At 72.1% G+C, this 24,260-nt stretch carries 21 protein-coding genes and 1 pseudogene; 15 read left to right on the top strand and 7 right to left on the bottom strand.

The window, feature by feature from the left end:
- Positions 1-301: 301 nt before the first annotated feature.
- Complete coding sequence (locus tag FF041_RS32245) at positions 302-919, bottom strand: hypothetical protein (RefSeq protein ID WP_153526002.1); 618 nt, start codon at positions 917-919, stop codon at positions 302-304.
- An 85-nt stretch (positions 920-1,004) separates the two neighbouring features.
- On the bottom strand, positions 1,005-2,555 hold the full coding sequence (locus FF041_RS32240) for an aromatic amino acid lyase (protein WP_407698217.1): 1,551 nt from the start codon (positions 2,553-2,555) through the stop codon (positions 1,005-1,007).
- 340 nt (positions 2,556-2,895) lie between these two features.
- On the opposite strand from FF041_RS32240, the gene metK reads away from it, so the two are divergent.
- From metK to FF041_RS32220, 4 genes are all read left to right on the top strand, one after another.
- Positions 2,896-4,074 carry a methionine adenosyltransferase gene (gene metK / locus FF041_RS32235; protein WP_153526000.1) on the top strand — a complete coding sequence of 393 codons (1,179 nt, stop codon included), beginning with the start codon at positions 2,896-2,898 and terminating at the stop codon, positions 4,072-4,074.
- Positions 4,075-4,130: 56 nt separating this feature from the next.
- Positions 4,131-4,301 (top strand): hypothetical protein, encoded by a 171-nt coding sequence (locus FF041_RS32230; RefSeq protein ID WP_153525999.1) that lies wholly within the window; start codon positions 4,131-4,133, stop codon positions 4,299-4,301.
- Between the two features lie 40 nt (positions 4,302-4,341).
- Entirely contained in the window at positions 4,342-5,067 is a 726-nt protein-coding gene (locus FF041_RS32225; RefSeq protein ID WP_153525998.1) for a 4'-phosphopantetheinyl transferase family protein, read from the top strand.
- A gap of 399 nt (positions 5,068-5,466) precedes the next feature.
- Positions 5,467-5,883, top strand: a complete 417-nt coding sequence (locus FF041_RS32220; protein WP_153525997.1) for a hypothetical protein — start codon at positions 5,467-5,469, stop codon at positions 5,881-5,883.
- A 72-nt stretch (positions 5,884-5,955) separates the two neighbouring features.
- On the opposite strand, the gene FF041_RS32215 is transcribed toward FF041_RS32220, so the two are convergent.
- The 3 genes from FF041_RS32215 to FF041_RS32205 all read right to left on the bottom strand — a co-directional run bounded on the left by FF041_RS32215 (position 5,956) and on the right by FF041_RS32205 (position 9,811).
- The gene (locus FF041_RS32215) at positions 5,956-6,990 is read right to left on the bottom strand and encodes a proline dehydrogenase family protein (RefSeq protein WP_153525996.1); all 1,035 of its coding nucleotides are present in this window, start codon (positions 6,988-6,990) and stop codon (positions 5,956-5,958) included.
- Positions 6,991-7,059: 69 nt separating this feature from the next.
- Positions 7,060-8,187 carry a phosphoribosylglycinamide synthetase gene (locus FF041_RS32210; protein ID WP_153525995.1) on the bottom strand — a complete coding sequence of 376 codons (1,128 nt, stop codon included), beginning with the start codon at positions 8,185-8,187 and terminating at the stop codon, positions 7,060-7,062.
- 406 nt (positions 8,188-8,593) lie between these two features.
- A complete protein-coding gene (locus FF041_RS32205) occupies positions 8,594-9,811 on the bottom strand; it encodes a helix-turn-helix domain-containing protein (RefSeq protein WP_323393319.1) in 1,218 nt (405 codons plus the stop codon).
- A gap of 307 nt (positions 9,812-10,118) precedes the next feature.
- On the opposite strand from FF041_RS32205, the gene FF041_RS32200 reads away from it, so the two are divergent.
- From FF041_RS32200 to FF041_RS32190, 3 genes are all read left to right on the top strand, one after another.
- The gene (locus FF041_RS32200) at positions 10,119-10,691 is read left to right on the top strand and encodes an acyl carrier protein (protein ID WP_153480935.1); all 573 of its coding nucleotides are present in this window, start codon (positions 10,119-10,121) and stop codon (positions 10,689-10,691) included.
- A 948-nt stretch (positions 10,692-11,639) separates the two neighbouring features.
- Positions 11,640-12,197 carry a carboxymuconolactone decarboxylase family protein gene (locus FF041_RS32195; RefSeq protein WP_323393317.1) on the top strand — a complete coding sequence of 186 codons (558 nt, stop codon included), beginning with the start codon at positions 11,640-11,642 and terminating at the stop codon, positions 12,195-12,197.
- A gap of 100 nt (positions 12,198-12,297) precedes the next feature.
- Positions 12,298-13,218, top strand: a complete 921-nt coding sequence (locus FF041_RS32190) for an oxidoreductase (RefSeq protein ID WP_153525993.1) — start codon at positions 12,298-12,300, stop codon at positions 13,216-13,218.
- Positions 13,219-13,257: 39 nt separating this feature from the next.
- Here FF041_RS32190 and FF041_RS32185 read toward each other — a convergent pair whose 3' ends face one another.
- On the bottom strand, positions 13,258-14,295 hold the full coding sequence (locus FF041_RS32185) for a tetratricopeptide repeat protein (RefSeq protein WP_323393315.1): 1,038 nt from the start codon (positions 14,293-14,295) through the stop codon (positions 13,258-13,260).
- A 499-nt stretch (positions 14,296-14,794) separates the two neighbouring features.
- On the opposite strand from FF041_RS32185, the gene FF041_RS32180 reads away from it, so the two are divergent.
- From FF041_RS32180 to FF041_RS32165, 5 genes are read left to right on the top strand one after another with little or no spacing between them, the layout of a single operon-like run.
- Positions 14,795-15,004 (top strand): hypothetical protein, encoded by a 210-nt coding sequence (locus tag FF041_RS32180; RefSeq protein ID WP_153525992.1) that lies wholly within the window; start codon positions 14,795-14,797, stop codon positions 15,002-15,004.
- Positions 15,005-15,044: 40 nt separating this feature from the next.
- On the top strand, positions 15,045-15,680 hold the full coding sequence (locus FF041_RS32175; protein ID WP_153525991.1) for a hypothetical protein: 636 nt from the start codon (positions 15,045-15,047) through the stop codon (positions 15,678-15,680).
- 35 nt (positions 15,681-15,715) lie between these two features.
- On the top strand, positions 15,716-16,201 hold the full coding sequence (locus FF041_RS40465; protein ID WP_228388762.1) for a phosphotransferase family protein: 486 nt from the start codon (positions 15,716-15,718) through the stop codon (positions 16,199-16,201).
- A complete protein-coding gene (locus FF041_RS32170) occupies positions 16,198-17,115 on the top strand; it encodes a lactate/malate family dehydrogenase (protein WP_323393313.1) in 918 nt (305 codons plus the stop codon). The genes FF041_RS40465 and FF041_RS32170 overlap by 4 nt, the downstream gene beginning before the upstream one ends.
- Positions 17,112-18,293 (top strand): hypothetical protein, encoded by a 1,182-nt coding sequence (locus FF041_RS32165; RefSeq protein WP_323393311.1) that lies wholly within the window; start codon positions 17,112-17,114, stop codon positions 18,291-18,293. The genes FF041_RS32170 and FF041_RS32165 overlap by 4 nt, the downstream gene beginning before the upstream one ends.
- A gap of 104 nt (positions 18,294-18,397) precedes the next feature.
- Here FF041_RS32165 and FF041_RS40645 read toward each other — a convergent pair.
- Positions 18,398-19,072 (bottom strand): annotated as a pseudogene (locus tag FF041_RS40645) (helix-turn-helix domain-containing protein).
- Between the two features lie 184 nt (positions 19,073-19,256).
- Here FF041_RS40645 and FF041_RS32155 point away from each other — a divergent pair.
- From FF041_RS32155 to FF041_RS32145, 3 genes are all read left to right on the top strand, one after another.
- The gene (locus tag FF041_RS32155) at positions 19,257-20,462 is read left to right on the top strand and encodes a cytochrome P450 (protein ID WP_153525989.1); all 1,206 of its coding nucleotides are present in this window, start codon (positions 19,257-19,259) and stop codon (positions 20,460-20,462) included.
- A gap of 15 nt (positions 20,463-20,477) precedes the next feature.
- Positions 20,478-20,663: a ferredoxin gene (locus tag FF041_RS32150; protein WP_398703426.1), complete on the top strand. Its 186-nt coding sequence runs from the start codon at positions 20,478-20,480 to the stop codon at positions 20,661-20,663.
- Between the two features lie 201 nt (positions 20,664-20,864).
- Entirely contained in the window at positions 20,865-24,251 is a 3,387-nt protein-coding gene (locus FF041_RS32145; RefSeq protein ID WP_153525987.1) for a S8 family peptidase, read from the top strand.
- Positions 24,252-24,260 lie beyond the last annotated feature (9 nt).

Below are 24,260 nucleotides of genomic sequence, written 5' to 3'. Positions count from 1 at the left end.
CCCGGATCCCGCGCAGCCGCGGCGATCCACCGGGGCCTCGCCCGATCCTGTCCAGGCGGGCGGGCGGGGCGCATCCTCAGGACTGCTCAACCGGTGTCCGCGGTCCCGGCCGGGGCGGCGCTGCCGCTGGGCCGTGTCGTCGAAGTCCCGGCTGCCGTACCCGTGCCCCTGCGGGCAGGGGCACGGGGAGCACGCTCTCCCCGGCGGCCCAGCGCGCGGGGAAGCTCCTCCGCCCTGTGCCCGGCGGCACGGGAGGCGCTCCCGGCCAGACCCCGCCGGCCCCGCGCTCCGGGGGGCGGCACTACTTCAACGGGGCTGCCGGCGCTACCGGCACCGCCCTGACGGGATGACGGCGGGCCGCCGTCCGGGTCACCGCCTCGCCCACCAGACGCAGACCGGGCACCTCCGCGCGGCGTGCCTCGGTCAGCGCGACGACGGCCCGCATCCGGTCCCAGCCGTCCGGCTCCCCGGCGCCGGGCTCTCCGGCCCCGGGCTCTCCGGATGCGCCCGCGCCCGAAGAGCCCGGAGCCCCGTCCAAGCCGCCGTCCGATCCGCCGTCCGAGCTGTCGCCCGATCCGCCGTCCGAGCCGTCGTTCCGGCTCTCGCCCCCGGCGGCGGCGAACACCCCCTCACGCAGCAGCATCCGCACCAGCGCCGTGGCCGCGCTCCGCGCCGTCGCCGCGGTGTAGGCGATGGTCGCGCCTGCCGCCGCGGTGAGCACCGCCGCCGGTGCCGGTGCCACTGCCGGTGCCACTGCCACTGCCGGTGCGATGTCACACGACGGCGTCTCCACGCCGTCACACGCCGACACCCCGGTCGTGGCGCGCGGCGGCGCCCCCGCCGTGGAAGGGTCGTCGTTCGCCGTACAGCCGGCCGGATCGTCCTCGGCCCCACGGGCCGCCGGGCGGATATCGCTCATGCTCTGCCTCCCTTGCCGGGTGGGACGCCGGAGCCGGCGGTGCGGCGACGGCGTGAACAGCGGCGCGGTGCCCGGTGGGCCGGTGTCAGCGCAGCGCGACGGCCGCGTACCGGCTCACCGCCCGGAGCACTTCGCCCCGGGACAGCGCGGTGGTCATCAACTCGATGTCCCCCGCCATCGCGCGGTCCACGCCCAGGGGCGGCACCAGCGAGCGCACCGCGTCGTACGCCGCCTGCGCCGCGGGCCCCAGTTCGTCGAACCGCCGGGAGAGATCGACCGCCTGAGCGGCGGCGAGAAACAGCACCGCGAGGATTCTGTTGTTGTTCTCCAGCACTCTGCGGGCATTGCGCACCGCGACCATTCCCATGCTCGCGATGCCGAGCCGGTCGTCGCCCGTGGCGACGCTCTGCGTACTGGCCGGGCCGATGGTGCGATTCTCCGCCGCCAGGGCGAGCGCCGGATACCGCGCCGCGGCGAAGCCATGGTGCAGCACCGGATCGGCGGCGAGCAGAAACCGGGACAGACCGCCCGCCGCGCCGCTCGTCAGCACCCCGTCGAGCTGCCGCTCGGCCAGTGTGCCGAGCTGAACCAGCGCGATCGTGGCGAAGTCCATCGCGAACGCCACCGGCTGCCCTTGGCCGTTCGCCCCGTGGAAGACCTCCCGGCCCCCGAAGAACAGCGGGTCGTCGCTCGCGGAGTTGAGCTCCGTCTCCAGCGTGTCGACCGTCTGGTAGAGCGTATGCCGTACGGCGCCGAGCACCTGCGGGACGGCCCGCAGCGGATACGCCTCCGGTGGCTGCGGCCACCCTCCGCCAGCCAGGGCGGCGGAGCCGTCCCGCAGCAGCTCGCGCAGATTGGCGGCCGTGTCGATCTGCCCCCGGTGCGGACGGGCGAGATCATGGCCCGTGGCGCGGAACGGAGCCGCCGAGCCGCCCACGGCCCCCGTCAGCACGGCCGCCGCGATCTCCGCCTGGCGCACCTGGTCCAGGGCGCGCGCGGCGATGAGCGAGCCGAGACCGGTCATCGCCGAGACGCCCCCGATCAGCGCCCGCCCCTCCTTGAAGCGCAGCCGCAGCGGACGCACCCCCAGATCACCCAGGAGCCGCGAGGTCTCCATCCGCCGTCCGTCCCGTACGACCTGCCCCTCGCCGATCAGCGTGCTCGCGATATGCGCGAGCGGCACCATGTCGCCCGCCGCGCCCAAGGAGCCCAGCTCGGGGACGGCGGGCGTCACCCCGTGGTTCAGATAGTGGGCCAGCCGCTCCAGCACCTCGGGCCGTACCGCGGAGTACCCCTTGGCCAGCGAGTTCAGCAGGGCCGTCAGAATGGCCCGGGTCTCGTCCCCCGCGAACAGGGGCCCCACGCCGGTGCTGTGGGCCCGTATCAGATTGGTCTGGTACGCGCACTCCAGGGCGGCGCCGACGCGGGCGAGCCGGGTCCCGTCGAAGAAGGCGGTGACCCCTTCGACGGGGTTCGCGCGGAGCAGCTCCTCCAGCGCCCTCCTGCCGCGGCGGGCCCCGGACACGGCCTCGCCGGAGAGGCTCACCCCGGTGCTGTGCTCGGCGACCGAGCGCAGCGCGCCGACGGTCAGGCTCCGTCCGTCGACGACCACGGAGGCGACTTCGGTCTCGAACACCGACAAGGTCCGGCTCCCTCCACGCTGAGGAGCAATATTCTCGGACCCGGCCGCGCCCCTGGCGTCTCCTCACGTGCGCAGAAGCCGGGGAGCGGGGGCCGCGGCCACGCCCCGGGGCCGTCCGCCGATCTGCCTGAGTGCGCTCCGGCGGCGGCCGGGCACGCCACTTGGCCAAGTGCGTATGTTCCCCGCGCGCGTTCGTCACTTGGATGGATCCGGGCTTATGTGTGCGCCCGCGGTGTGTTCGGAGACGCCACGCCGAACGACCGGTCAACGGGCTCGTCGTAACGCCGGACCAGGACATCCGATCTCCGACGAACACCGAGAGGAATCACTGGGCATGGCCGGGAGACTGTTCACCTCGGAGTCCGTGACCGAAGGACATCCGGACAAGATCGCCGATCAGATCAGCGACACGATTCTCGACGCGCTGCTGCGCGCGGATCCCCATGCGCGCGTCGCCGTCGAGACCATGGTCACCACGGGACTGGTGCACATCGCGGGCGAGGTCAGCACCACCGCGTATGTGCCCATCGCCCAACTGGTGCGGAAGAAGATTCTGGAGATCGGCTACGACTCCTCGCGGAAGGGCTTCGACGGAGCCTCCTGCGGCGTCTCGGTGTCGATCGGCGCGCAGTCGCCCGACATCGCCCAGGGGGTGGACACCGGGGGCGCGGGCGACCAGGGCCTGATGTTCGGCTACGCCTGCGACGAGACGCCGGAGCTGATGCCGCTGCCCATCCAGCTGGCCCACCGGCTCTCGCGCCGGCTGACCGAGGTCCGCGGCGACGGGACCCTCCCGTATCTGCGTCCCGACGGCAAGACCCAGGTCACCATCGAGTACGACGGGGACCGGGCCGTCCGTCTCGACACCGTCGTCATCTCCTCGCAGCACGCGTCCGGCATCGACCTCGACTCGCTGCTCGCGCCCGGGATCCGGGAGTTCGTGGTCGAACCGGAGCTGCGCCGGCTCGCGGAGGACGGCGTCAAACTGGACACCGAGGGGCACCGCCTCCTGGTGAACCCGACGGGCCGGTTCGAGATCGGCGGTCCGATGGGCGACGCGGGCCTCACCGGCCGCAAGATCATCATCGATACGTACGGCGGTATGGCCCGGCACGGCGGCGGGGCGTTCTCCGGCAAGGACCCCTCGAAGGTGGACCGTTCGGCCGCGTACGCCATGCGCTGGGTCGCCAAGAACGTGGTGGCCGCCGAACTCGCCACCCGCTGTGAGATCCAGGTCGCGTACGCCATCGGCAAGGCCGAGCCGGTGGGCCTCTTCGTCGAGACCTTCGGCACCCACACCGTCCCGGTCGAGGACATCCGGCGGGCCATCGACGAGGTCTTCGATCTGCGGCCCGCCGCGATCATCCGCGACCTCGACCTGCTCCGCCCGATCTACGCCCAGACCGCCGCGTACGGCCACTTCGGCCGCGAGCTCCCCGGCTTCACCTGGGAACGCACCGACCGCGCCGACGCGCTGCGCCGTGCCGTGGGAGTGCCGGTCACCGCCGCCTAGCGGCAGCGGCGGGCGCGGTACACCGGCCGACACCCGACCCTCTGTGAGGAGTCACCATGCCGAACACCTCAGCACGGCTCCCGGGGCGTCCGCGCCGCTGCCTGGACGCGCCCGCCGCCCCCGCGCGCCGCGACCCCTGGCTTCCGCCGGAGGATCCGCCGGGGCGCGGGGGAGCGGACGGTGTGCGCCGGTCCGTTGTCGCGGCGGCCACCGGTCATGTGCACTGATCTCGCCGTACCGAGTCCGCCGCGCGAACAGGCCCCGCCCATGGCCAGGACACCCCGTCTGCTGACACCGGGAGCGCCCATCGGCCCGCTGGGGCTGCCCCGGGCCGCGTCGAGGCTCTGGCTGGCCGACGCGACCAGACGGCCCGCCGTCGTCGAGGAACTGGCCCGCCGGGTGCTGGACGAGACGGAGTGGGACCGGGCCGCCGCGCTGAGCCGGACGGCGGACCGCAGATGCTATGTCACCGCCCATGTGGCCCTGCGGCTGCTGCTCGGCGCGCAGTTGGGCATCGCCGCCGACCGGGTCCGCTTCCGGCGCGAGCCCTGCCCGTGCTGCGGCGGGCCGCACGGGCGGCCCGCGCCGGCGGATCCGGGCGTGCCGCTGCACTTCGCGCTCTCGCACAGCGGAGACCTCGCGCTGCTCGCGTTCGCTGCCACTCCGGTCGGCGTCGATGTGCAGACCCGGGGGTCCGCCGAGGCCGCCGACGAGGTCAAAGGGGTGCTCCATCCCCGGGAGGAGGCGGAGCTGGCGGCCTGCTCCGAGGCCGGGCGGCCGGATGCCTTCGCCCGGGTCTGGGTCCGCAAGGAGGCTTATCTCAAGGGCCTCGGCACGGGTCTGGCCCGCAGCCCTTCGCTCGACTACCTCGGCACCGGTACGGGGGCGGTGGACGGCCCGCCCGGCTGGCGGGTGGAGGACATCACGGTGCCTCCGGGATACGCGGCGGCGGTCGCGGTCGCGGTCGAGGAGCCGTCCGGGCTGACGGGCTGACGGTCTGACGGATCGGGGAGGAGCGTTCTGCGCGCTGGTCCGCGTCGGGGCGCGGGTTGTGACGCGCGGTCGCGCGGGTTGTGACGCGCGGCCCGACGCACTCGGACGCCGACGCCGACGCCGACGCCGCACCAGCCTCCGGAGGCGAAGGTCTCCGCTGCCATGTCCCCTGCCCTTCCACGCCGAGGTCTCCCCGTGCAGGGTGGGGCGGGACGGCGCGGACTCTCGTACGGCCGGCCGTGCGGTCGCCCGTGCGGGCCGGACCCGCCCGGCTACTCGGCCCGGCTCCGGCGGGCACGCGTCCGAGGGGTGAAGAGGACCGCGTCCCCGGGACGGCCGTGCCCGCTGATGGAACGATCGGTGGGCACGGATACCCGGCCCGGGGGAGGGAGAGCGGAGATGACGCCCTTCGCGGGACTGTTCTACGGGGTGCTGTGGACCGTCCTCGGCTCGTTGGCGGCAGCGCAGGCCGAGCCCGTCTGGCTGGTCGTCTTCGGCTGCGTCGCCCTCCTCACCGGTGCGCACTGTCTGTGGTGGGCTCATGTTCTGCGCCGGGCCGGCTTCGGTCTGTTCGACTGCGGATACGTCGACTTCGACGCGAAGGGCTCCTGCCGCCGGTGCGCGGGCTGCGGTTGGGTCGAGGGAATCCGCGACGGCGTGCGCTGCCCCTGCGTACGCCGCGACCCCGGCCCGCCGGAAGACGACGGCCGGCCGCCCGGCCGCGCGCCGCGAGCCGCGCCCGTGGGCGAAGACGGCACGGCCGACGCGCCACGAGAGGGCCGCCCGGGCCGCGGGAGTCCCCGGCGCAGGCACTGAGCACGGCGTTCATCAGGCAGGGCGGGCGCGGTGCGAGGGCACGGGAGCCCAGCAGGGTCCGTCAGAAGCGCCCTAATAGCCGATCCCCTCGGCGTCCGCGCGGCCCGCGCCGATGTCGGCCAGTGCGCTGAGCACCGTCGGGGGGTGCTCGGCCAGTCGTCGCATCAGATGCGGCCACCAGTTCGTTCCGTAGACGGTGTGGATCCGGCACACCCGGCCCGCCTCCCGGTAGCGGCGCAGCAGATGAGGCTGTACCCCGTGCGGCATCTCGATCTCCGCGGCGCGCTCCAGCAGTCCGCGCTCCCCGGCGGCGGCGAGCACCGCCGGGTCCTGGGTGGCCAGGCTCAACCGGGCTCCCCGGTCCACCAGGCGCTGAGCCAGCTCAAGGAAGCGGTCGTCGAGTGCCGGGCCGCGGGGCAGGGCGGCCTGGGCCGGCTCCGGAAGGGCTCCCTTGACCAGCCGGATCGTACGGCCGGGCCGGGCGACGGCCAGTGCGTCCTGCTCGGTGCGGTGCAGTTGGGCCTGGAGCGTGACCCCCACATTGGCGTACCGGGCGGAGAGTTCGCGGTACACGGCGAGCACGGCGTCGACCTCCGATAAGCCCTCCATGCCGAGGACGATCTCGCTGCCCCGGGCCGCCGCGGCAGCCGCGATGCGTCCGGTGTTCCGCGCGGCCAGCTCCGGGGAGCGGGCGAGGCCCATACGGGACAGATCGAAGCCGAGCCGCTCGGGGGCCGGTTCGTGGGAGAGCAGGGCGAGGTACTCCTCGACGACCTGTCCGCAGCACGGCTCCCCGCTGTGCTCCCCGCCGTGCTCCGGGGCCGCGGCGACGCGCTCGGCGGTGCGCTCAGGGGCGTATTCAGCAGGGTGTTCGGCGGCGTATTCGGCGGTCACCAGATAGCCCTTCGCGCGCAGTGCCGCGATCCGGTGGAGGAAGCGGTCCCGGTCGGGGGCGAGCACATAGCGCCGTGCGGCGGGGGTGAGCAGGTCGTACAGCGCCGAGCCGGGCGTGGCCAGAGCGGTGCGGCAGCGCGGGTCGGCGGCCAGTTTGCGCAGGCCCTCGGCGGCGGCCTGCATCAGGGCTCGCTGGGAGAGTTCACCGGTCATGGGAGCGCCTCGGCAATCGTCTGGGTACGCGGGGGCGCGCAGGGCCCGGCCTCGGCGCCGGGGTCCGTGTCAGCAGGCGCACACGGCCTCGTCGCGCGGGGTGGGCGTCGGCGCCGCCAGGGCCGCCGGGGAGGTGAGCCCGTGGATATGGAGCCGGTCCCGCTCCAGTTGCCGGGCCGAGCCGTTCAGGGCGTGGACCCGGCCGAAGGGAGGGCGCCCGGGGCCGTGTCCGGCGGGCGCGGGGCCCGGGGTGAAGCAGTAGACGGAGGGCAGCGCCTCGATCGCGCCGATCACCGCCGCGCCGCCGGGCCCGGCCGGGCTCCGCCCCCGGTCCCCGATGACGATCACCTCGGCCTCGCAGAGCTTGTCGTAGCCGAGCCCCGCCCAGCGGCTGAGGAAGTCGTCGGGCGCGGTGCAGGCCAGCGCGGTCAGATCGGCCGGGTTGGCGCCGAGGCAGACATCGTCGTACCCGGGCAGCACATCGTCGCCGAGCAGGGCCGAGTTCTTCAGCAGGACCGGTCCGGCCGGGGTCTGCACCACAGTGGTGCGGGCCGGGCCGTGGACGACGCCGAGGGCGTCGAGGACCTCATGGGCGTACGCGATGAGCGCGGGCGCCGGGGCGAGCGTGCGGGAGACGAGAAGGCTCCGGTCGTGGACGACGCGTCCGTCCCGCCGCGCGGTGAGACGGCGGCGGACCGCCGCGACATAGCGCCGCCCGGCGCAGGAGACGGTGTCCACCGTGTACGCGTCGCCGCCGAGGAACTCCCGCACCAGCGCCCGGGGGGACGGCGCTCCGCCGGGGCGGGGCCGGGCGCTCAGAATCCGGTCGGCGGTCTCGCGGACCTCGTCCGGGCCCTGACACACAGTCACACCCCGGTCGGCGAGGCACACCGGGCCGACCGTCACCGGGCGGCTGCCGCGCAGGGCGGCCCAGTCGGCCAGTGCGGCGGAGTCGTCCCCGGCGAACTGCGCCGCTCCACGCACCCCGGCGTGCCGCAGGGCCTCGCCCGCCCGGTACCGGTCGTGCCGGGCGGGCGAGGAGGCGACGCTGTTGCCCGGCAGTCCGAGCCGCTCGGCCAGGGCGTCCGCGAGCGGCACACCGGACTGCCGGCAGGCGAGTACGCACACGGGCGTGTACGGGCGCAGCCGGGCCGCGGCCTTCTCGGGGGTGGTGTCGAGTGCGCTCTGCAGACGCACGGTCCCGAACCCGCGTTTCGCGAAGGCGTTTGGCAAGTGTTTGCCAGATGGGTGAGCGTCCACCAGTACGGCAACGCACGGCTTCTCCCTGTTCGACTTCGCGATCTGCATGGTGTTTCACCTCTGATCGGGATAGCGTGCTCGGGCGGTGTGCCAATCTTTCCAAAGTGAAGACAAAATCTTGCCATGAGTGTGGGTGAGCTGGCAATAATGAGGGCGCGGAGGGGTGTGCGCGGGGGCGCGGGATTCGCCGGGGGCGGCGGGCGCGGACCGGCGGAAGTGCCTGGCCGGGACCGCCCGGAACTGCCCGGCGGGAAGTCTCCGGCGAGCGAGCGAGCGAGCGAGCGGGCGGGCGAGCGAGCGAGTGGGGGCGCGGAGAAGCCCCCGGCCGGGGAGCGGCGGCCCGCTACGCCTTGTCGCGGGCCTTCATGAGGCACTCGGCGGCCAGCCGCCAGATCTCCGCGGCGAGGTCGATGTTCGAGTTCTCCTGCGCCTTGAGGGCGAGCCGCTGAAGTCCGGCGAGACCTTCGTCCTCCTCGCCGTTCAGAATGCGCAGCTGGTTGCCGAGCACCTCCAGCCGGACCCGGGTCTGGTAGGGCAGGCGCAGCTCGCTCCGGCCGAGCCGGTCCAGCAGGGCGCGGGCGTCCGCGAACCGGCCCTCGTGGAAGGCGAGCCGGGCCCGCAGCGCGGTCAGGGACTGCTCCAGCGCGGGGGTCCGGGCGAAGGGCAGGGCGGCCTCCGCGGCCTCGATGCACCGCTGGGCGGCATCGGGGTCCGCCGGGAACTTCTGGAGGTGGAGCTCGGCCATGGCCACCCGCAGCCGCAGCCAGATCGTGAGGTTCTCCCGGCTGTCGAAGCCGTCCAGAGCCCGCTGGAACAGCTCCTGCGCGAGGGCGAACTCGCCTTCGCGCACCCGCAGGGCGCCGGCGGTCCACAGCGACTCCGCCCACAGGGCGTCGGAGCGGCCATCGACCAGGGTGGTCAGCTCCTCCGCGTGCCGGCGGGCGTCCGGCATCCGGCCCGCCTCCGCCTCGACGGAGACCAGCACCAGCAGCGCGCCCGCCACGTCCTGGGTGGACAGCTCGTTCTCCCGGGTCAGCCGGTAGGCCGCCCCGGCGGCGTCGACCGCGGGGATGATCTCGCCGGAGACGCGCAGCGAGCGGGCCAGCTGGGTCAGCGCCCGGGACCGCAGCTCGGCCAGGCCGATCTCCTCGCTGAGCGCGACGAGTTCATCGAGGTAGAGGCGCTCGGCGGCCTGGTCGCCATGGCGGCGCTTCCACTGGCCGAGCAGCCACAGGGCCTGCCAGCGCAGCATCGGGTCCTGCCCGTGCGCCGACTTCAGCGCCTCGGCCAGCAGCTCGCTGGTCTCGTCCGAGTCGAGCGAGGTGGCCAGGGACAGGATCTGCGCGAGCGAGGTCGCTCTGGACTCCTCGAACTCCACGGGGCTGATGCCGAGCTGCCCGGCGAGATGGGCGACGGCGCGCTCGGTCGGCTGACGTGCGCCCGACTCCAGGCGTGACAGATAGCCGGTCGACATTCCGTCCCCGGCTACCGCGGCCTGCGACAGGCCGCGCTCGGTCCTCAGCTGCCTCAGCCGACGACCGAAGGATGGCTGCTCCAGCACGTGTACGCCCCAACGGATGGATGGATGAAGAGATTCCAGGTCGGACCGGATTGCCGTGGTCGTGTCACACCGTTCGCTTCAGATATGCCAAAGGATATCCAGGAAGTATGCAGGTTGGCAAACCTGTGACACCGGATCCTATCGCTCCATCTACCGAGAGGGAGGCGTTTCGGCAAGAGTGAGTTGCCATAGACCTGGGTAAGTTGTTGTCAATCTGGCAAGACTGCCGTAGGCTGATTGGCAACATGAGGTCGGTCCGGATCTGTGACCGGACCGGCAGCCGACGACGACCACAGGAGTGGCGTAAATGACCCGTGACCGCTCTGCCGTCATCGGCCCCCTGGGCCGAGCCCAGGACGTACGGGAATCCCTCTTCGCCGCCTGGAGCGAACTGCTCGGCTGCGCGAACCTCACCGAGCACTCGGACTTCTTCGCCCGGGGCGGCGACTCGCTGCTGATGACGCGTCTCGTCCGGCGTATCAGCAAGGAGTTCGGCGTCGTGGTGTCGCTGCGGGAGATGTCGTGGCGGAATCTGGGCGACCAGATCGCGCTCGTCGAGAGCCGGCGTTCCCAGCCGGCGACGCCTCCGCAGCCCCGGCCCGTCGTCACCGCCGGTGACATCCGCGCGTTTCTGAGGCGCCAGTGGGCGGAGCTGCTCGACTGCCCGTCCCCGGGCGACGACGCGGATCTCTTCGTCCTGGGCGGGGACTCGCTGACGGTCACCCGGCTCGCCCGGCGCCTCGGCAAGGAGTTCGGCGTCGCGGTGGCGGTGCCCGACATCCTGGCCGCCACCACGCTGGGCGGCCAGACCCTGCTCGTCAACGGTCTGCTCACGGGGGGCCTGAACTCGCCCGCCGCCATGGGCCGACGGGTCGCGTGACCCTCTCCCGCTGAGCCGCGAGCGCTCCCGGCCCGCGGCGGGGGAGGCCGGAGATCTCCCGCCGGTACGCCGCTTACGCCCCGCCCCCGAGCGCGCCGGCCCTGGTGCCCTCCGCGCCGCGGCTCCGGATAGCCCGCCCCCGCGCCTCTGGCGCCCACTGGCGAGATACCGCCCACCCCCTTCCTGAGCCCGTACGGCAGCCCCCCGCCGTGCGGGCTCTTCCGCGCGCCCAGACGCCCGCGGTGCGGGCGCACCCGCCCGCCGGTGCCGGTGCGCCGGGCACGCCGCAGCGCCCGTACCAGTCGGTGTACGCCCGTACACCGACTGGTACGGGCGTCCACCGACTGGTACGCCGGTACGCCCGGATGCCCACGTATCCGCACGTGTCCGCATGTCCCCCGCCCGCCCACCGGGCGCACGCCGGCGCGTCCGCCCGTCGCCCCATGCTCCGGTGCCGTTGCCCATTTCCTCCCGGTCAGGGGCGATCACCCTCCATACAGGCAAGTTGCCAAAGTCTGGCAAAAGATTGCCATTGGGGGCGGATCGGATTAGCTTCCTGGGATCGGGAGACGTCCAACGGCTCCTGTGGCCCAACCGTCCCTTCCGCGCCTGACGAGGAGCCCCTCATGCGTATCGCTCTCACCGTGACCGCCGTCCCGGCCCACTCCGGTGACGACGAGGTCGAGTGGCCCTAATGCCCGCCGCCGGGGCCGGCCGCATCGCTTCGGACCGCCCCGGCCGCTCCACCCCGAGGCCCGGCCCGGCCCGCCCGAGGCCCGGCCCGGCACGCCCGGCCCCGGAGCCTCTGCCAGGGGCCCGCACCCCGCCCGGCGCGTTCCGCACCACGCGGAACGGCCGCCCCCCTCGGCACTCGAACCCGACCCGCCCCGACCGATACTGTTCGCGACACGCGCCCCGCCTTTCCTCCGCCCGTCGAAAGGAACCACCGTGCCGCACATCGCCATCGACAACGACCTCCCCGGAATCAGCGGTCTGCTGGCCCAGCGCCCCGACACCGGCGCCCCGCTGGGAGACCTCGCGAACGCGCTGCTGCGCGCGCCGTCCTCGCTGAGCCCCGGTGAACGCGAGCTGATCGCGGCGTATGTCTCCGAGCGGAACGCCACCGAGTTCTGCTCCGCCTCGCACAGCGCCTTCGCGGCGGCGCAGCTGACGGGCGGCGAGGAACTGGTCCGGGCGGTGCTCGCCGACCCCGCGACCGCCCCCGTCGGAGAGAAGATGCGCGCCCTGCTGCGCGTCGCGGGCGAGGTCCAGAGCGCCGCGCGCCCGCTCTCCGACGAGACGGTCGCCGCCGCGCGCGCGGCGGGCGCCGATGACACCGATCTCCACGACACGGTGCTGATCGCCGCCGCTTTCTGCATGTACAACCGCTATGTCAGCGCCCTCGCGACCGAACTGCCCGCGGACTCCGGTCACTACGCGCGCTCCGCGCAGCGGATCGTCGCCCACGGCTACCGGAGCGGGCACGCGCAAGTGCCGGTGAGCTGACCGCACACGGCGACCTCGCGACTCCGCCACTCTGTGATTCTGTGACTCGCGCCCCGTGCGTCGTACGCCCCGGCCCCACACGCCGAACAGGGAGGAACGGATGGGTGCCCAGCACCGATGGACCGCCGCCGACGTCCCGGATCAGACCGGCCGCACCGCGGTGGTCACCGGAGCGAATTCCGGCATCGGCTTCCACACGGCCAGGACGCTCGCGCTGCACGGGGCCCATGTCGTGCTCGCCGTGCGCGACATGGAGCGGGGGGCTTTCGCGGCGGCCCGGATCAGGGCCGCCGTACCGGCGGCCCGCCTCACGCTGCAACGCCTGGACCTGGCGTCCCTCACTTCCGTGCGCGACGCGGCGAAGGAGCTGCGGGACCGCTTCGACCGCGTCGACCTCCTGGTCAACAACGCGGGCGTGATGTGGACCGACGAGGGCAGGACGGCTGACGGACACGAGACGCAGTTCGCCGTCAACCACCTCGGCCACTTCGCGCTCACCGGCCTGCTCCTGGACGCTCTGCGGGCCGCTCCCGGAGCACGCGTGGTGACGATCAGCAGCTATCTGCACCGGCTGGGCCGGATCGCCCCCGACGGCCCCGACTCCCCGCGCCGCTACAGCAGATTCCGGGCGTACAACCAGTCCAAACTGGCCAATCTGATGTTCGCGCTCGAACTGCACCGCAGGCTCGGCGACACGGGCGCGGACACCCTCTCGGTGGCCGCCCACCCCGGTCTGGCCGACACCGGCCTCGGACGCCATATCCCGTCCGCCCTCCGCCGGATCGGCCCCCTGTTCGCCCCGCTGTTCCTTCAGCCGGCCGAGCGGGGGATGCTGCCCGGTCTGCGGGCCGCCACCGACCCGGCCGTACGCGGCGGCGAGTACTACGGGCCGCTCGGACTGACCGAGACAAAGGGCCACCCGGGCCTGGTCCACACCGCCCGCCGGGCCCGCGACCCGGAGTCCGCGCGCCGCCTCTGGGCCGCGTCCGAGCGCGCCACCGGCACTGTCTACTCTTTCTGAGCCGCCGCCGACCACGGCTGACGCAGGGCCTGGCCGTGTTCAGGGCTGTCGGGCGAGGAGGGCGGTTGCCCGTTCGGCGAGGTTCTGGGCGCCCATGTCGTCGGGGTAGCGGGCGAGGCGGACACGCAAGTCCTCGGCGGAGTCCCGTACGCGGGTGGACTGGACGCCTTCGGCGCAGTCGAGGAACTCGGACCACGCCGTGAGAGCTCCGTCGAGGTCGCCCTGGCGGAGGTGGATGGTCCCGAGGTGGCCCAGCACATTGGCGCGGCTGCGACGGCGGTCGAGGCCGTGGACGGCGAGGGCCTGGTGGAGCTGGACCTGGGCGCCGTCGAGGTCGCCCATGCGGGCGAGGACCAGCCCGGAGGCGTGCGACCAGCGTCCGATGGTGAAATGGGAGGCCCACGAGGTGCCGGTGGGGGCGTCGGCGGTGCGCTCGATGAAGGTCTGGGAGGCGGCCAGGCTCGTGGTGGCGAGCTGGTGGTTCCCGTCGAGGGCGGCGGCTTCGGCGAGGGTGGACTGGTAGAAGGAGATGACCCTCGGGTCGCTCAGCCCCTTGGCCCGTTCCACACACTTCTCGGCCAGGGCTAGGGCCTTGGTGTGGTGCCGGGGGCCGAGCCCCATGGCCTGGACCGCCATCCCCCGCAGGGCGGTGGCCGCGAGTTCCGAATCGTTTGCTTCGTCGGCGAGCCGGTAGGCGTGCGCGTAGTAGCTGCGGGCGGCGTCGGCGTCGTCGTCGGTGTGGTCCTGGGTCATCCAGCCGATGAGCTGGGCGAGCTGCGAAGTCGCCGCGTAGAGCTCGCGGCCGACAGCTTCGGTGTAGCGGCCCTCCAGCCAGGGGCCGACGTTGTCGGTGAGGTAGCTGACGGCGAGGTGGCGGACGTGTCCGCCGCCGTATTCGGCGGCGTTGTCGCCGAGGACCTGGACCATCTGCCGGATGGCGTCGGCCTCGCCGCGGCCGACTCGTACGGCACCCGCCGGGGCGGAACGGACCCGGCGGGTGATGGCCTCGGCGTCGGGGACGCCCAGGAAGGACAAGGCAGTGCCGCCCGAGGCGGTGAGGAAGTTTCGACGGTCCACGTTTCCGCTCCTCCCAAGAGCCAGGATTGAGGCCACGGTATCGACGGGTTCGTTGTTCTGGGCAGAGGAATCGGCCTCTTGAACCAGCTGTAAGACCTGGGTGACGTGCGGCATCCAGTGTTTGCCGGGGCTGCGTTCACCGCTCAGCAGCTTCCGCGCGTACTGGCGGCTCATGCCGTTCGGGCCCTGGCCTGCCGCGATGCCCAGCTCCCTGGCCAGTTTGGAAGGTCCCCAACCGCGTTGCTCGCACGCGTCGCGGATGAAGTGATCGATGCGGCGGTTTCCTTCGTGTGCCATGGCCGTCCGGCCCTCTCGCTGTGGGTTACACAGGACTACTCGGGGTTACATCGTGGGCCCTCCCGCCGTCCGGGGTCAGGCGGTTGAGTGGATTTACGCCGACCGGTACCCCGCTGAAACGGCGCGGGGACTGGTCGGCTCCACAGCAGCGAGACCCGGAAGCGGTTCGCTGCGCCACTCCTGTGAGGAGACGGAGGCACTGGTGACCGTGAGAGGAAGACAGCGCGGCGAACAGTCCAGGGGCACCGCCCGGGACCAGGCCGAATCGGCCGGGGCATGGGCGTTCGCCGTGCTCGCCGTGCTCGGTATGGCCGCTCCCGCCTGGGTCCTGCGAGGTGAGGCCGCCGAACTGCTCGGTGCCGGCCTCCCGGTGCCGATATCGGCCCCCGACGCCGGCCCCGAGTCCGGCTGAGCCCGTCCGCCGCTCCCCCTTTCGTTCGAAGGAGTGCCCTGTGCACACCCCTGTACCGTCCCCGGCCGATGTCATGACCTATGCCAGCGGCTGGATCGAGCACACCGCCGCCGGACTCTGGCCGGGGGCGACCGTCCGCCTCGGCCCGCACATCCCGTCCGTGACCGCCTACGTCCGCCGCGTCGAGGTGGACGACCGCCCGCTGTTCGCGAAGGTGTCCCTGCTGGGCGTCTCCCTCGCCTCCGTCCTGCGGGGCGCCTGCGGTGACTGGGCCACGGTCAAGGCCCGCCAGGCCGCCTACACCACCACCCCGGGCGGTCTGCTGGAGCGGGAGACGATCCAGTACGGCATCCTGCACACGGCCCGCCTGGGCGCCCCGAGGATCGCCGGTTACGCGGACGGGGTGCTGTTCACCGAGCCGGTGAACGGGCTCACGCTGACCGACCTGATCGTCAAGCAGCCGCACCGCACCGCCGAACTCCTGGCCACGGTCATCCGTGAACTGGACGCCCTGGGCCAGCCGGACGCCAGGGCCCTGGCGACGGCGGCGGCGATCCCCGAACGCTCGGTCCAGGCGACGTTCGCCCGGAAGTTCAACGGCATCAGCGCCGCCGCCTGCATCGCCCTGTCCGGCGACGCCGCCCCCGCCCTTCAGACGGTGATCTCCGGCTGCTGAAGCTGCGGGGGACCATCACGGGGCCGCACAGGAGCGTGATCTTCGGGGACCTGAAGCCCGAGCACGTCCTCTTCCCCGACGACGACGCCGGCGGCCGTCCGGCCTTCCTCGACCCCGGCCTGTCGCTGGGGCATCCAGCCATGGACCTCGGCAAACTGATCTCCCGGCTCGTCCTCCACGTGCTGGCCGTGCCGCCCCAGGGGGCCGGAGTACGTGCGGTGGTGGGAGGGATCGGCCAGTTCACCGACACGACCACCCACGGCATGACCAGTGCCGTACGCGCCGACTGGCTGTGGCAGCTCGTGGTCCTGTGGCTGATGGACACCGTCAACATCCTCACCACCTACCTCACCGCTCCCGAGGGGCTGCCACTGCCCGAGCACGCCCGAGCAGTCATCGGGCAAGCGGACACGGTGTGCACGATGCTGGAGCGGACCTCTGCGGCCCTGGAGTCGAAGGCGGAGGGCCCGGCACTGTGGCGGCTCGCCCTGGACCACGCGGCGACGGCGGCCGGACGGTGAACCGCCGTGTCGGGGCCGTGGGGATCATCGGTGCGGGGGCCGTCGGCCACACGGTCGCCACCCTGCTCACCGCGGCCGGATGGTGCGAACGGCTGCTGATCGCCTCCGGCAGCGACCGCACCGCTGAAGCGCTTGTCACCGACCTGAACGACATGGCCCAGGTCATCGCCTCCCCCGTACGGGCCGAGACCGCCGACGTGCCCGCCATGACCGACTGCGACGCCGTGGTGATCTGCCCCCGGGCGAAGTTCGCCAACACCGCCGAACGCGACGTCCGCATGGCCGGGCTCACGGCGAACGCCCCCGTCGTAGCGGACCTCGGCCGCCGACTCGCCGGATACACCGGGGCGGCGATCGTCGTCACCAACCCGGTCGACGTTATGACCAGGCTGTTCACCGAAGCATCCGGCTCCGCCCGCGTCTACGGCGTCGGCTCCGCCACCGACAGCGCCCGCTACCGCCTCGCCCTCGCCCGGCTCCTCGCCGTTCCCGTTGCCTCGGTGGAAGGCCGGGTGATCGGCGAGCACGGTGACCACGCGGTGGTGTGCGCCGCCGCCACCCGCGTCGGCGGCCTCCCGGCCGCCATCCCCCTGCGGAACGTCCACGAGGAGCTGACCGCGCGCCCCCGCCGGATCAACGAGGGTCTCGGCCGGGCCCGCTCCGGCCCCGCAGGGGCGGTCCTCGCCGCGCTCACCGCGGCCCTGGGACTGGTGGACACGGTGGTGGAGCTGTCCGTCGTCAACCCCGACGGCTCCTGCCTGGGAACCCCGTTGCGGTTCACCACGGGCAGGCCCACCGTGATCCCGGCCGGTCTCGACCCCGTGGAGACGCGTCTGCTGGCAGACGCCGACTGCAAGACCCGCACCGCCTATCAGAAGATCCAGCACTGCGTCGAAGGAGACACCGCCCCGTGAGCCCGTACGCCACCCGCATCACCACGGCCGACCGCGCCGTGACCGTGACCAGCGATGTCCTGTCCATCCCGGCCTGGTCCCAGCGGTACTTCGGCTCCTGGTGGAACGCCGCCGAGTTCAGCGGCCCCGCCACCGGACAGGTCGTGGCCGCCGACGTCGACGCGGCCGAACTCTCCCGGCTGACCCGCGACGTGCTCGACCACCCGCACGAGAGCACCCAGTACGCGGGATCGGCCATGCTCTACCGGCGCGACGGCGACGGCACCGTGACCGCCGCCCAGCCCGGCCGGGATCTCGCCTTCCGCTACCAGCCGGACGAACGTCGGCTGCGGATCGCCGGAGGCGACGACACCCCCGTGGCCACCGCCGCAGCCCGCCTCGCCCGCGAACTCCTCCGCTCCCAGCTCCTGGCCGACGGCTGGACGATCCTCCACGCCTCCGCCGCCGTGCAGGACGGCCACACCGTGCTCACGCTCGGCGGCAAAGGCGCGGGCAAGACCACCACGGCCCTGCTCCTCGCCCGTGCGGGCTGGCGGCTCCTGGCCAACGACCGGGTCTTCGTCCGCCCCGAGGACGGCGGCGTACGGGTGCTGCCCTGGCCCGCGGCTGCCGCCATCGGGCTCGGGCTGCTGGATGCGCTCGGACTCTACGACGGTGTACGGGGCCGGGTCCTCGCGGGCGAACGGCTGCACCCCACCCAGCACCAGCGGGTCACCGACGCCCTCACCTCCGGCTCCCGCGAACCCCTGTTCAACGAGAGAGGCAAAGAGCTCAAGCCCCAGTTCTTCCCCGACCAGCTCGACACCTGGCTCGGAATGCCGCTGGCCGCCGAAGGCCGGGCCGCCCACGTCCTCTTCCCCCGTTTCGACACGGGAGAGGGGCCGGCCGTTCTCGACGACGGCCGCGAGCTGGACGCCGACGACGTCTTCACCGCGGGAACGGAAGACCGCTACCCGGACGTGTTCGGCCTCATCCGAGCCGAGACCGACCGCAGCCGGTCCCCGTACGACGAACTCACCCAGCGCCTGTCCGCACTCCCGCGGCACGGAATCACGCTCGGGCACGATGTACAGGCCAACACCGGCTTTCTCACCGGCCTTACCGACCAGCGCTCTCCAGCTGCCGATTCTGCCGATACCGGCTGGGGGTTCGACCACCTTCCCGGGCACGCAAGGTGACGTCAGCCCAGGCCGGTCCACGGCATCACCTGCGGCCGGTCCCTACCGGGGGGGGCGATCGGCGGGAACTGGTCGGCCGGCTCCCCGGGTTCGTCCGAGAACCCTCATGCCAGGAGGTCGCGCCAGCGGTCGGCCGACTCCTTCTGGTCCAGGCAGACCCGCTCCAGGAACGCCCCTGCCCTGGCCAGCCGCTGCCCCACGGGGCTGTCGGGCCCGGACGTCTCCGCCGCGGCCACCGAGGCCCGCACCGCCTCAAGCGTCTGCCGCGCGCTGATCACGACGGAGTGGTACCAGGCCTCGTCGTCGACCAACTAGACGTCGCGACGCCGCCGCGGATCGCGCTCGCGCCGGACATACCCCTGCTGGACCAGGTAGTTCACGGCCACGGAGACGGAGGCGGGGCTGACCTCCAGCCTGCGGGTCAGCTCGGCCGCGGTGCGCCTGCCGTCCTCGGACAGCAGCAGGTCGACGTGTACGCGCGCGGTCATCCTCGGCAGCCCCGCCCGGACCGCCATCTCGATGATGCCCTCTCCCGTCGTGCCACCCGGCGGTCCGGCCGCGCGCGGGGGCGCCGGTGTGCCGCGCCGCGCCCGTTGGGCCGTCGCCCGGTGCGCCTGCTGGGGCCGGTAGCCGCCGGGGCCGCCGTTGCGTCCGATCTCCCGGCTGATCGTCGAGGTCGGCCGGTCGAGCCGCCTCGCGATCTCGGTGTACGAGAGCCCGTCGGCGAGTCCAGTCGCGATGCGCTGGCGGTCCTGCTGGGTCAACCGTCCTCCTGGCATGCCGTCAGTATTGCCTTCGCTGCCACTCATTGCAACGCGCTGTTGCATTCGACCTCAGCGTCATTGCATCAATTTTCCGTGCTGTACCTGGGGATATGCCTTTCTGGCGATTGACAGTCATTTTGAATGCAACGTAGCTTTCGAGCATTGTCAAACGCGTACTATCGCGAGATGAGGAATGGTCATGGGTGAATCCCCGCACACCGTCACAACGATGCCGACGGTGCGTCAGCCCGGCTGCCCCTTCGACCCGCCGGCGGAGCTGCTCGACGCCCGCCGGCACGGCCCCATCAGCCGCTACACCTTCCCCGGCGGGAGACCCGGCTGGCTGATCACCGGATTCGACCTGGTCAGATCGGTCCTGGCCGACTCGCGGTTCAGCTCACGCAAGGAGCTCCTGCTCCACCCGACCATCGACTACGGAGACTTCGAGGCTCCCCCGGCGCCGCCCGGCGAGTTCCTCCTCATGGACGAGCCCCGGCACGGCCGCTATCGGAAACCGCTGATGGGCAAGTTCACCGTACGGCGGATGCGGCTGCTCACCGAGCGCGTCGAGCAGATCACCGCCGACCACCTGGACGCCATGGAGAAGGCCGGGCCGCCGACGGACCTGGTGACCGCGTTCGCCAAGCCCATCCCCGCCATCATGATCTGTGAGCTGCTGGGGGTGCCGTACGAGGACCGGGGGTCCTTCCAGGAGCAGGTCGACTCGTTCATGAACGGGGAGACGAGCGACGAGGATCTGATAGCGGCCTACACCGCGACCCAGGAGTACCTCGCGCGGCTGGTGGCCGCCAAACGCGCGAACCCCGCCGACGACGTGCTCAGCGACCTCACCGACGGCGATCTGACCGACGAGGAGCTGAAGGGGATGGCCCTGATCCTGCTGGCGGCCGGGATCGACACCACCGCGAACATGCTGAGCCTCGGCGCCTTCGCGCTGCTGCGCAACCCGGAGCAACTGGCCGCGCTGCGCGCCGATCCCGCGCTCGCCGACCGGGCCGTGGAGGAGCTGCTGCGGTACCTCGGTGTCGCCAAGACGTTCATGAGGACGGCGCTGGAGGACGCCGAGGTGGGCGGCCGGACCATCAAGGCCGGCTCGCCGGTGATCCTGTCGTACAACACCGCCAACCGCGACCCCGAGCGCTTCGCCGATCCCCATGTGCTCGACCTCCGCAGACAGGACGGCGGGCACCTGGCCTTCGGCCACGGCATCCACCAGTGCCTGGGTCAGCAGCTGGCCCGCGTCGAGATGCGCGTCGCGTTCCCCGCGCTGGTCGACCGCTTCCCCGCGCTGCGTCTGGCCGTACCGCCCGAGGAGGTTGCCCTGCGGCCGGAGACCGCGGACATCTACGGGGTGAAGAGCCTCCCGGTCACCTGGGATGTGTGACCGATGAGGATCACTGTGGACGCCGAGCGCTGCGTCGGCTCCGGAATGTGCGTGCTGACGGCCGGCGAGGTGTTCGATCAGCGTCAAGACGACGGCAAGGTGATCGTCCTGCGACCCGAGCCGCCCGCTGAAATGCGGGATTCGGTTCGCGAGGCCGTCGATCTGTGCCCTGCCGCGGCGATCGTATTCAGCCTTCACTGACGTTCCATCTGCTCAGCTCATGTTCTTGCTGAGTGTCATCTCCGCAGATCATCGGGGTGGCGAACTCCCCTCGGGGTACAAGTTCCGGCCATTCGCCGGATGGGCGGCAACCGGAAGATCATCTTTCCCCTGTTCCCGGGCAGGAGTGGGAAGCGGGGCCACTCCGAGCTCCACCGGCCCCCGCCCCAGCAAAGGGAATCGATGCTTTCCAGGAGACGTCAGAACCTCGGCGCCGCAACACTCACCACAGCGGTCGCGGCAGCGCTCGTCGCCGGACTGACCGCCCCGGCGTCGTCCGCGTCCCCCGCACTCCCCGGAGCCACGGCCGCCGCCGCGGCTTCCGCGACGGGCGCCGAGCTGACCCAGAAGAGCAGCAACGGCAAGACCGCCGGACTCCGTTGGGTGACCCTGATCACGGGTGACCGCGTCGGGGTGGACGGCGACGGCAAGGCGGTCACCGTCGACCGCGCCAAGGGCCGGGAGAACGTACCCGTCCAGACCTTCACCCATGGCGGCGACACCTATGTGGTGCCCTACGACGCCCGGGCGCTGCTCGCGGACGGCCGCCTCGACCGGCGGCTGTTCAACATCACCGAGCTGAGCAGGGCGGAGAGCCGCAAGGCGTACCGCAAGGGCCTGAAGGTGATCGTCGCCTACAGCGGCGCCTCCGCCGCCACGGCCAAGCAGGGACTGCGCTCCACGGACGACGTACAGATCAGCCGGAACCTCCCGAGCATGAACGCGGATGCCGTGACCGTCTCGGAGCGGGAGGCCGGCGCCCTGTGGGAGGCGCTGACCCGCACCACGAGCGGCAAGGACGCCCGTACCGCCGCCGTCTCCGGCGTCGAGCACATCTGGCTGGACGGGGTCCGCACCGCCGATCTCGACAAGAGCGTGGCCCAGATCGGCGTGCCGAAGGCGTGGGACGGCGACTACGACGGCACCGACGTCAAGGTCGCCGTCCTGGACAGCGGGGTGGACGACAGCCACCCGGATCTGAGGAACCAGGTCGTCGCGGAGAAGAACTTCAGCGAATCCGAGGACGCGAAGGACCGCGACGGCCACGGCACGCATGTCGCCTCGACCGTCGCGGGCACGGGCGCGAAGTCGGGCGGCACGCACAAGGGCGTCGCCCCCGGCGCCAAGATCCTCAACGGCAAGGTGCTGGACGACTACGGCTCCGGCATGGACTCCGGCATCATCGCCGGGATGGACTGGGCCGTGGAACAGGGCGCCGATGTCATCAATATGAGCCTCGGCGGCAAGGACACTCCGGAGATCGACCCTCTGGAGGCCCATGTCAACAAGCTGACCGCGGAGAAGGGCGTTCTCTTCGCCATCGCCGCGGGCAACTCGGGCCCGGGCGCGGGTTCGGTCGGCTCCCCGGGCACCGCGGACGCCGCCCTGACCGTCGGCGCGGTGGACGACAAGAACGAGCTGGCGGACTTCTCCAGCGTGGGCCCGAGGTCCGGCGGCGGCGCGGTCAAGCCGGATGTCACCGCCCCGGGTGTGGACATCACCGCCGCGGCTGCGGCCGGCACCGGATCGGGGAGCCCGGAGGGGTATGTCTCCATGTCCGGTACCTCGATGGCCGCTCCGCATGTCGCGGGCGCCGCGGCCCTGCTGAAGGAGCAGCACCCGTCCTGGAAGGCCGAGCAGCTGAAGGCCGTGCTGACCGCTTCCACCGAGGACGGCGGCTACACCGCCTTCCAGCAGGGCACCGGGCGTATCGCTGTGGACCAGGCGATCAAGCAGAGCATCGTCGCGGAGTCCTCCTCGGTGAGCTTCGCGAAGCAGGCGTGGCCGCACCACGACGACACGCCCGAGACCCAGAAGGTCACCTACCGCAACCTGAGTGATCAGGACATCACCCTCGATGTGACGGTCACCGGCCTCGGCCCTCAGGGCAAGGCGGCCCCGGCCGGCTTCTTCGCCCTGGGCGCCCAGAAGGTGGACGTACCCGCCGGTGGCACCGCTTCGGTGGATCTCACCGCGGACACCCGCGTCGGCGACGACGACGGCCATTACACGGCCGCGGTCGTCGCGACCGGCGGCGGGCAGAGCGTGCGCAGCGTCGCCGCCGTGGAGCGCGAGGCGGAGTCCTACGACCTCACCGTCAAGTACGTCGGACGGGACGGCGAGCCGAGCGACGGCTTCTCCGCCATCCTCGGGTCGCTGGACGACTGGAACTTCGGCTGGCAGAACCTCACCAGCGAGTCGGGCACCACCAGGATCCGCGTCCCGAAGGGCGAATACGCCCTGGACGCCGGTGCGGCCGTGAACCCCACGGACAGCACGAAGGGCTTCGACCATCTGCTCCAGCCGAAGCTGGTGATGCACAAGGACACCACGGTCACGGTCGACGCCCGCAAGGCCAAGCCGGTCGCGATATCGGTCCCGGACACGAAGGCCAAGCTCGACGACGCCCAGCTGTCCTACGTCGTGTCCCGGCCGGACATGAACATGGGCGCCGACAACCGGTACTCCTCGCTGGCCAATGTGCGCACCGCGCACCTCGGCCCGCAGATCACCGACGGCTCCTTCAGCGAGGCGTGGGCCACGAACTGGACATCGGGCGCCGCGACGCAGTACACCACTCTCACCGGTGGCACGGTGAAGAAGTACTCCACCGGCTACACCAAGAAGTTCAAGGCCGCCGACTTCGCGAAGGCCAAGGTGAACGCCGCTGCCTCCGCGAAGAACAAGCGGGGCGGCATGTACACGCTGGGCCAGTCGGACGTCACCGGGTTCTACACGACCAGCCCGGCGATGGCCTTCCCGGGCTCCCGGACCCTGCACCTGGCGTCGGACGGTAAGGCCGTCTGGAGGATGGGCACCGTGCAGTTCGGCCCGAAGGACCCGGACGGGTCCTTCACCCAGGAGGCCGGATACGACACCCCGGACAAGAAGTACACGGCCGGCAAGTCCTACACCGAGACGCTCGGCGGCGGAGTCCACTCTCCCCGGGTGAGCGAGAGCAACGGCGTCTTCAGACAGGGCAACGAGATCGCGGGCTCCACGTACGTCTTCGCCGATGCCCAGGGCAATGACGGGAGCTCCGACTTCTCCTCCGCGAAGACCACGCTCCACCAGGGCAAGACCAGGATCGGCGAGAACAGCGACCCGCTGTCGGGCCGGGAGACCTTCGAGGTCGGCGCGGAGGACGTGGAGTACACGCTCGCGTCGTCGGTGAAGCGGGACAAGAAGGTGGCGAAGTCCGCCAGCCGTATCGACGTCAGCTGGACCTTCCGCTCCAAGAAGCCGGCTGAGGGCGAAGTCGCCGCGCTGCCGGTCTCCTCGGTCCGCTTCAACCCGGAGCTGGCACTGGACGACACCGCTCCGGCGGGCAGGAAGACCACCATTCCGGTGACCGTCGAGGGCCCGGCGGCCGGTAAGGGACTGAAGTCCCTGAAGGTCTCGGCCTCCTACGACGGCGGCAGGACCTGGAAGAAGGTCACCGTCGCCAAGGGCGAGATCACGGTCAAGAACCCCGCCAAGGGCAAGTCGATCTCCTTCAAGGCCCAGATCGTGGACACGAAGAAGAACAAGAGCACCATCACCGTCTACGACGCCTACTTCGGCAAGTAGACCTCCTCC

The sequence above is a fragment of the Streptomyces jumonjinensis genome, assembly GCF_009600885.1.
GTDB classification, from domain to species: domain Bacteria; phylum Actinomycetota; class Actinomycetes; order Streptomycetales; family Streptomycetaceae; genus Streptomyces; species Streptomyces jumonjinensis.
This window is presented reverse-complemented; position numbering and strand designations above follow the sequence as displayed.

Excerpts from the sequence above, each read along its gene's own strand:
- FF041_RS32215 (WP_153525996.1), bottom strand. The coding sequence starts at position 6,990 with ATGACCGGTGAACTCTCCCAGCGAGCCCTGATGCAGGCCGCCGCCGAG.
- FF041_RS32145 (WP_153525987.1), top strand. The coding sequence starts at position 20,865 with ATGCTTTCCAGGAGACGTCAGAACCTCGGCGCCGCAACACTCACCACA.
- FF041_RS32155 (WP_153525989.1), top strand. The coding sequence starts at position 19,257 with ATGGGTGAATCCCCGCACACCGTCACAACGATGCCGACGGTGCGTCAG.
- metK (WP_153526000.1), top strand. The coding sequence starts at position 2,896 with ATGGCCGGGAGACTGTTCACCTCGGAGTCCGTGACCGAAGGACATCCG.
- FF041_RS32245 (WP_153526002.1), bottom strand. The coding sequence starts at position 919 with ATGAGCGATATCCGCCCGGCGGCCCGTGGGGCCGAGGACGATCCGGCC.
- FF041_RS32225 (WP_153525998.1), top strand. The coding sequence starts at position 4,342 with ATGGCCAGGACACCCCGTCTGCTGACACCGGGAGCGCCCATCGGCCCG.
- FF041_RS32230 (WP_153525999.1), top strand. The coding sequence starts at position 4,131 with ATGCCGAACACCTCAGCACGGCTCCCGGGGCGTCCGCGCCGCTGCCTG.
- FF041_RS32220 (WP_153525997.1), top strand. The coding sequence starts at position 5,467 with ATGACGCCCTTCGCGGGACTGTTCTACGGGGTGCTGTGGACCGTCCTC.
- FF041_RS32190 (WP_153525993.1), top strand. The coding sequence starts at position 12,298 with ATGGGTGCCCAGCACCGATGGACCGCCGCCGACGTCCCGGATCAGACC.
- FF041_RS32200 (WP_153480935.1), top strand. The coding sequence starts at position 10,119 with ATGACCCGTGACCGCTCTGCCGTCATCGGCCCCCTGGGCCGAGCCCAG.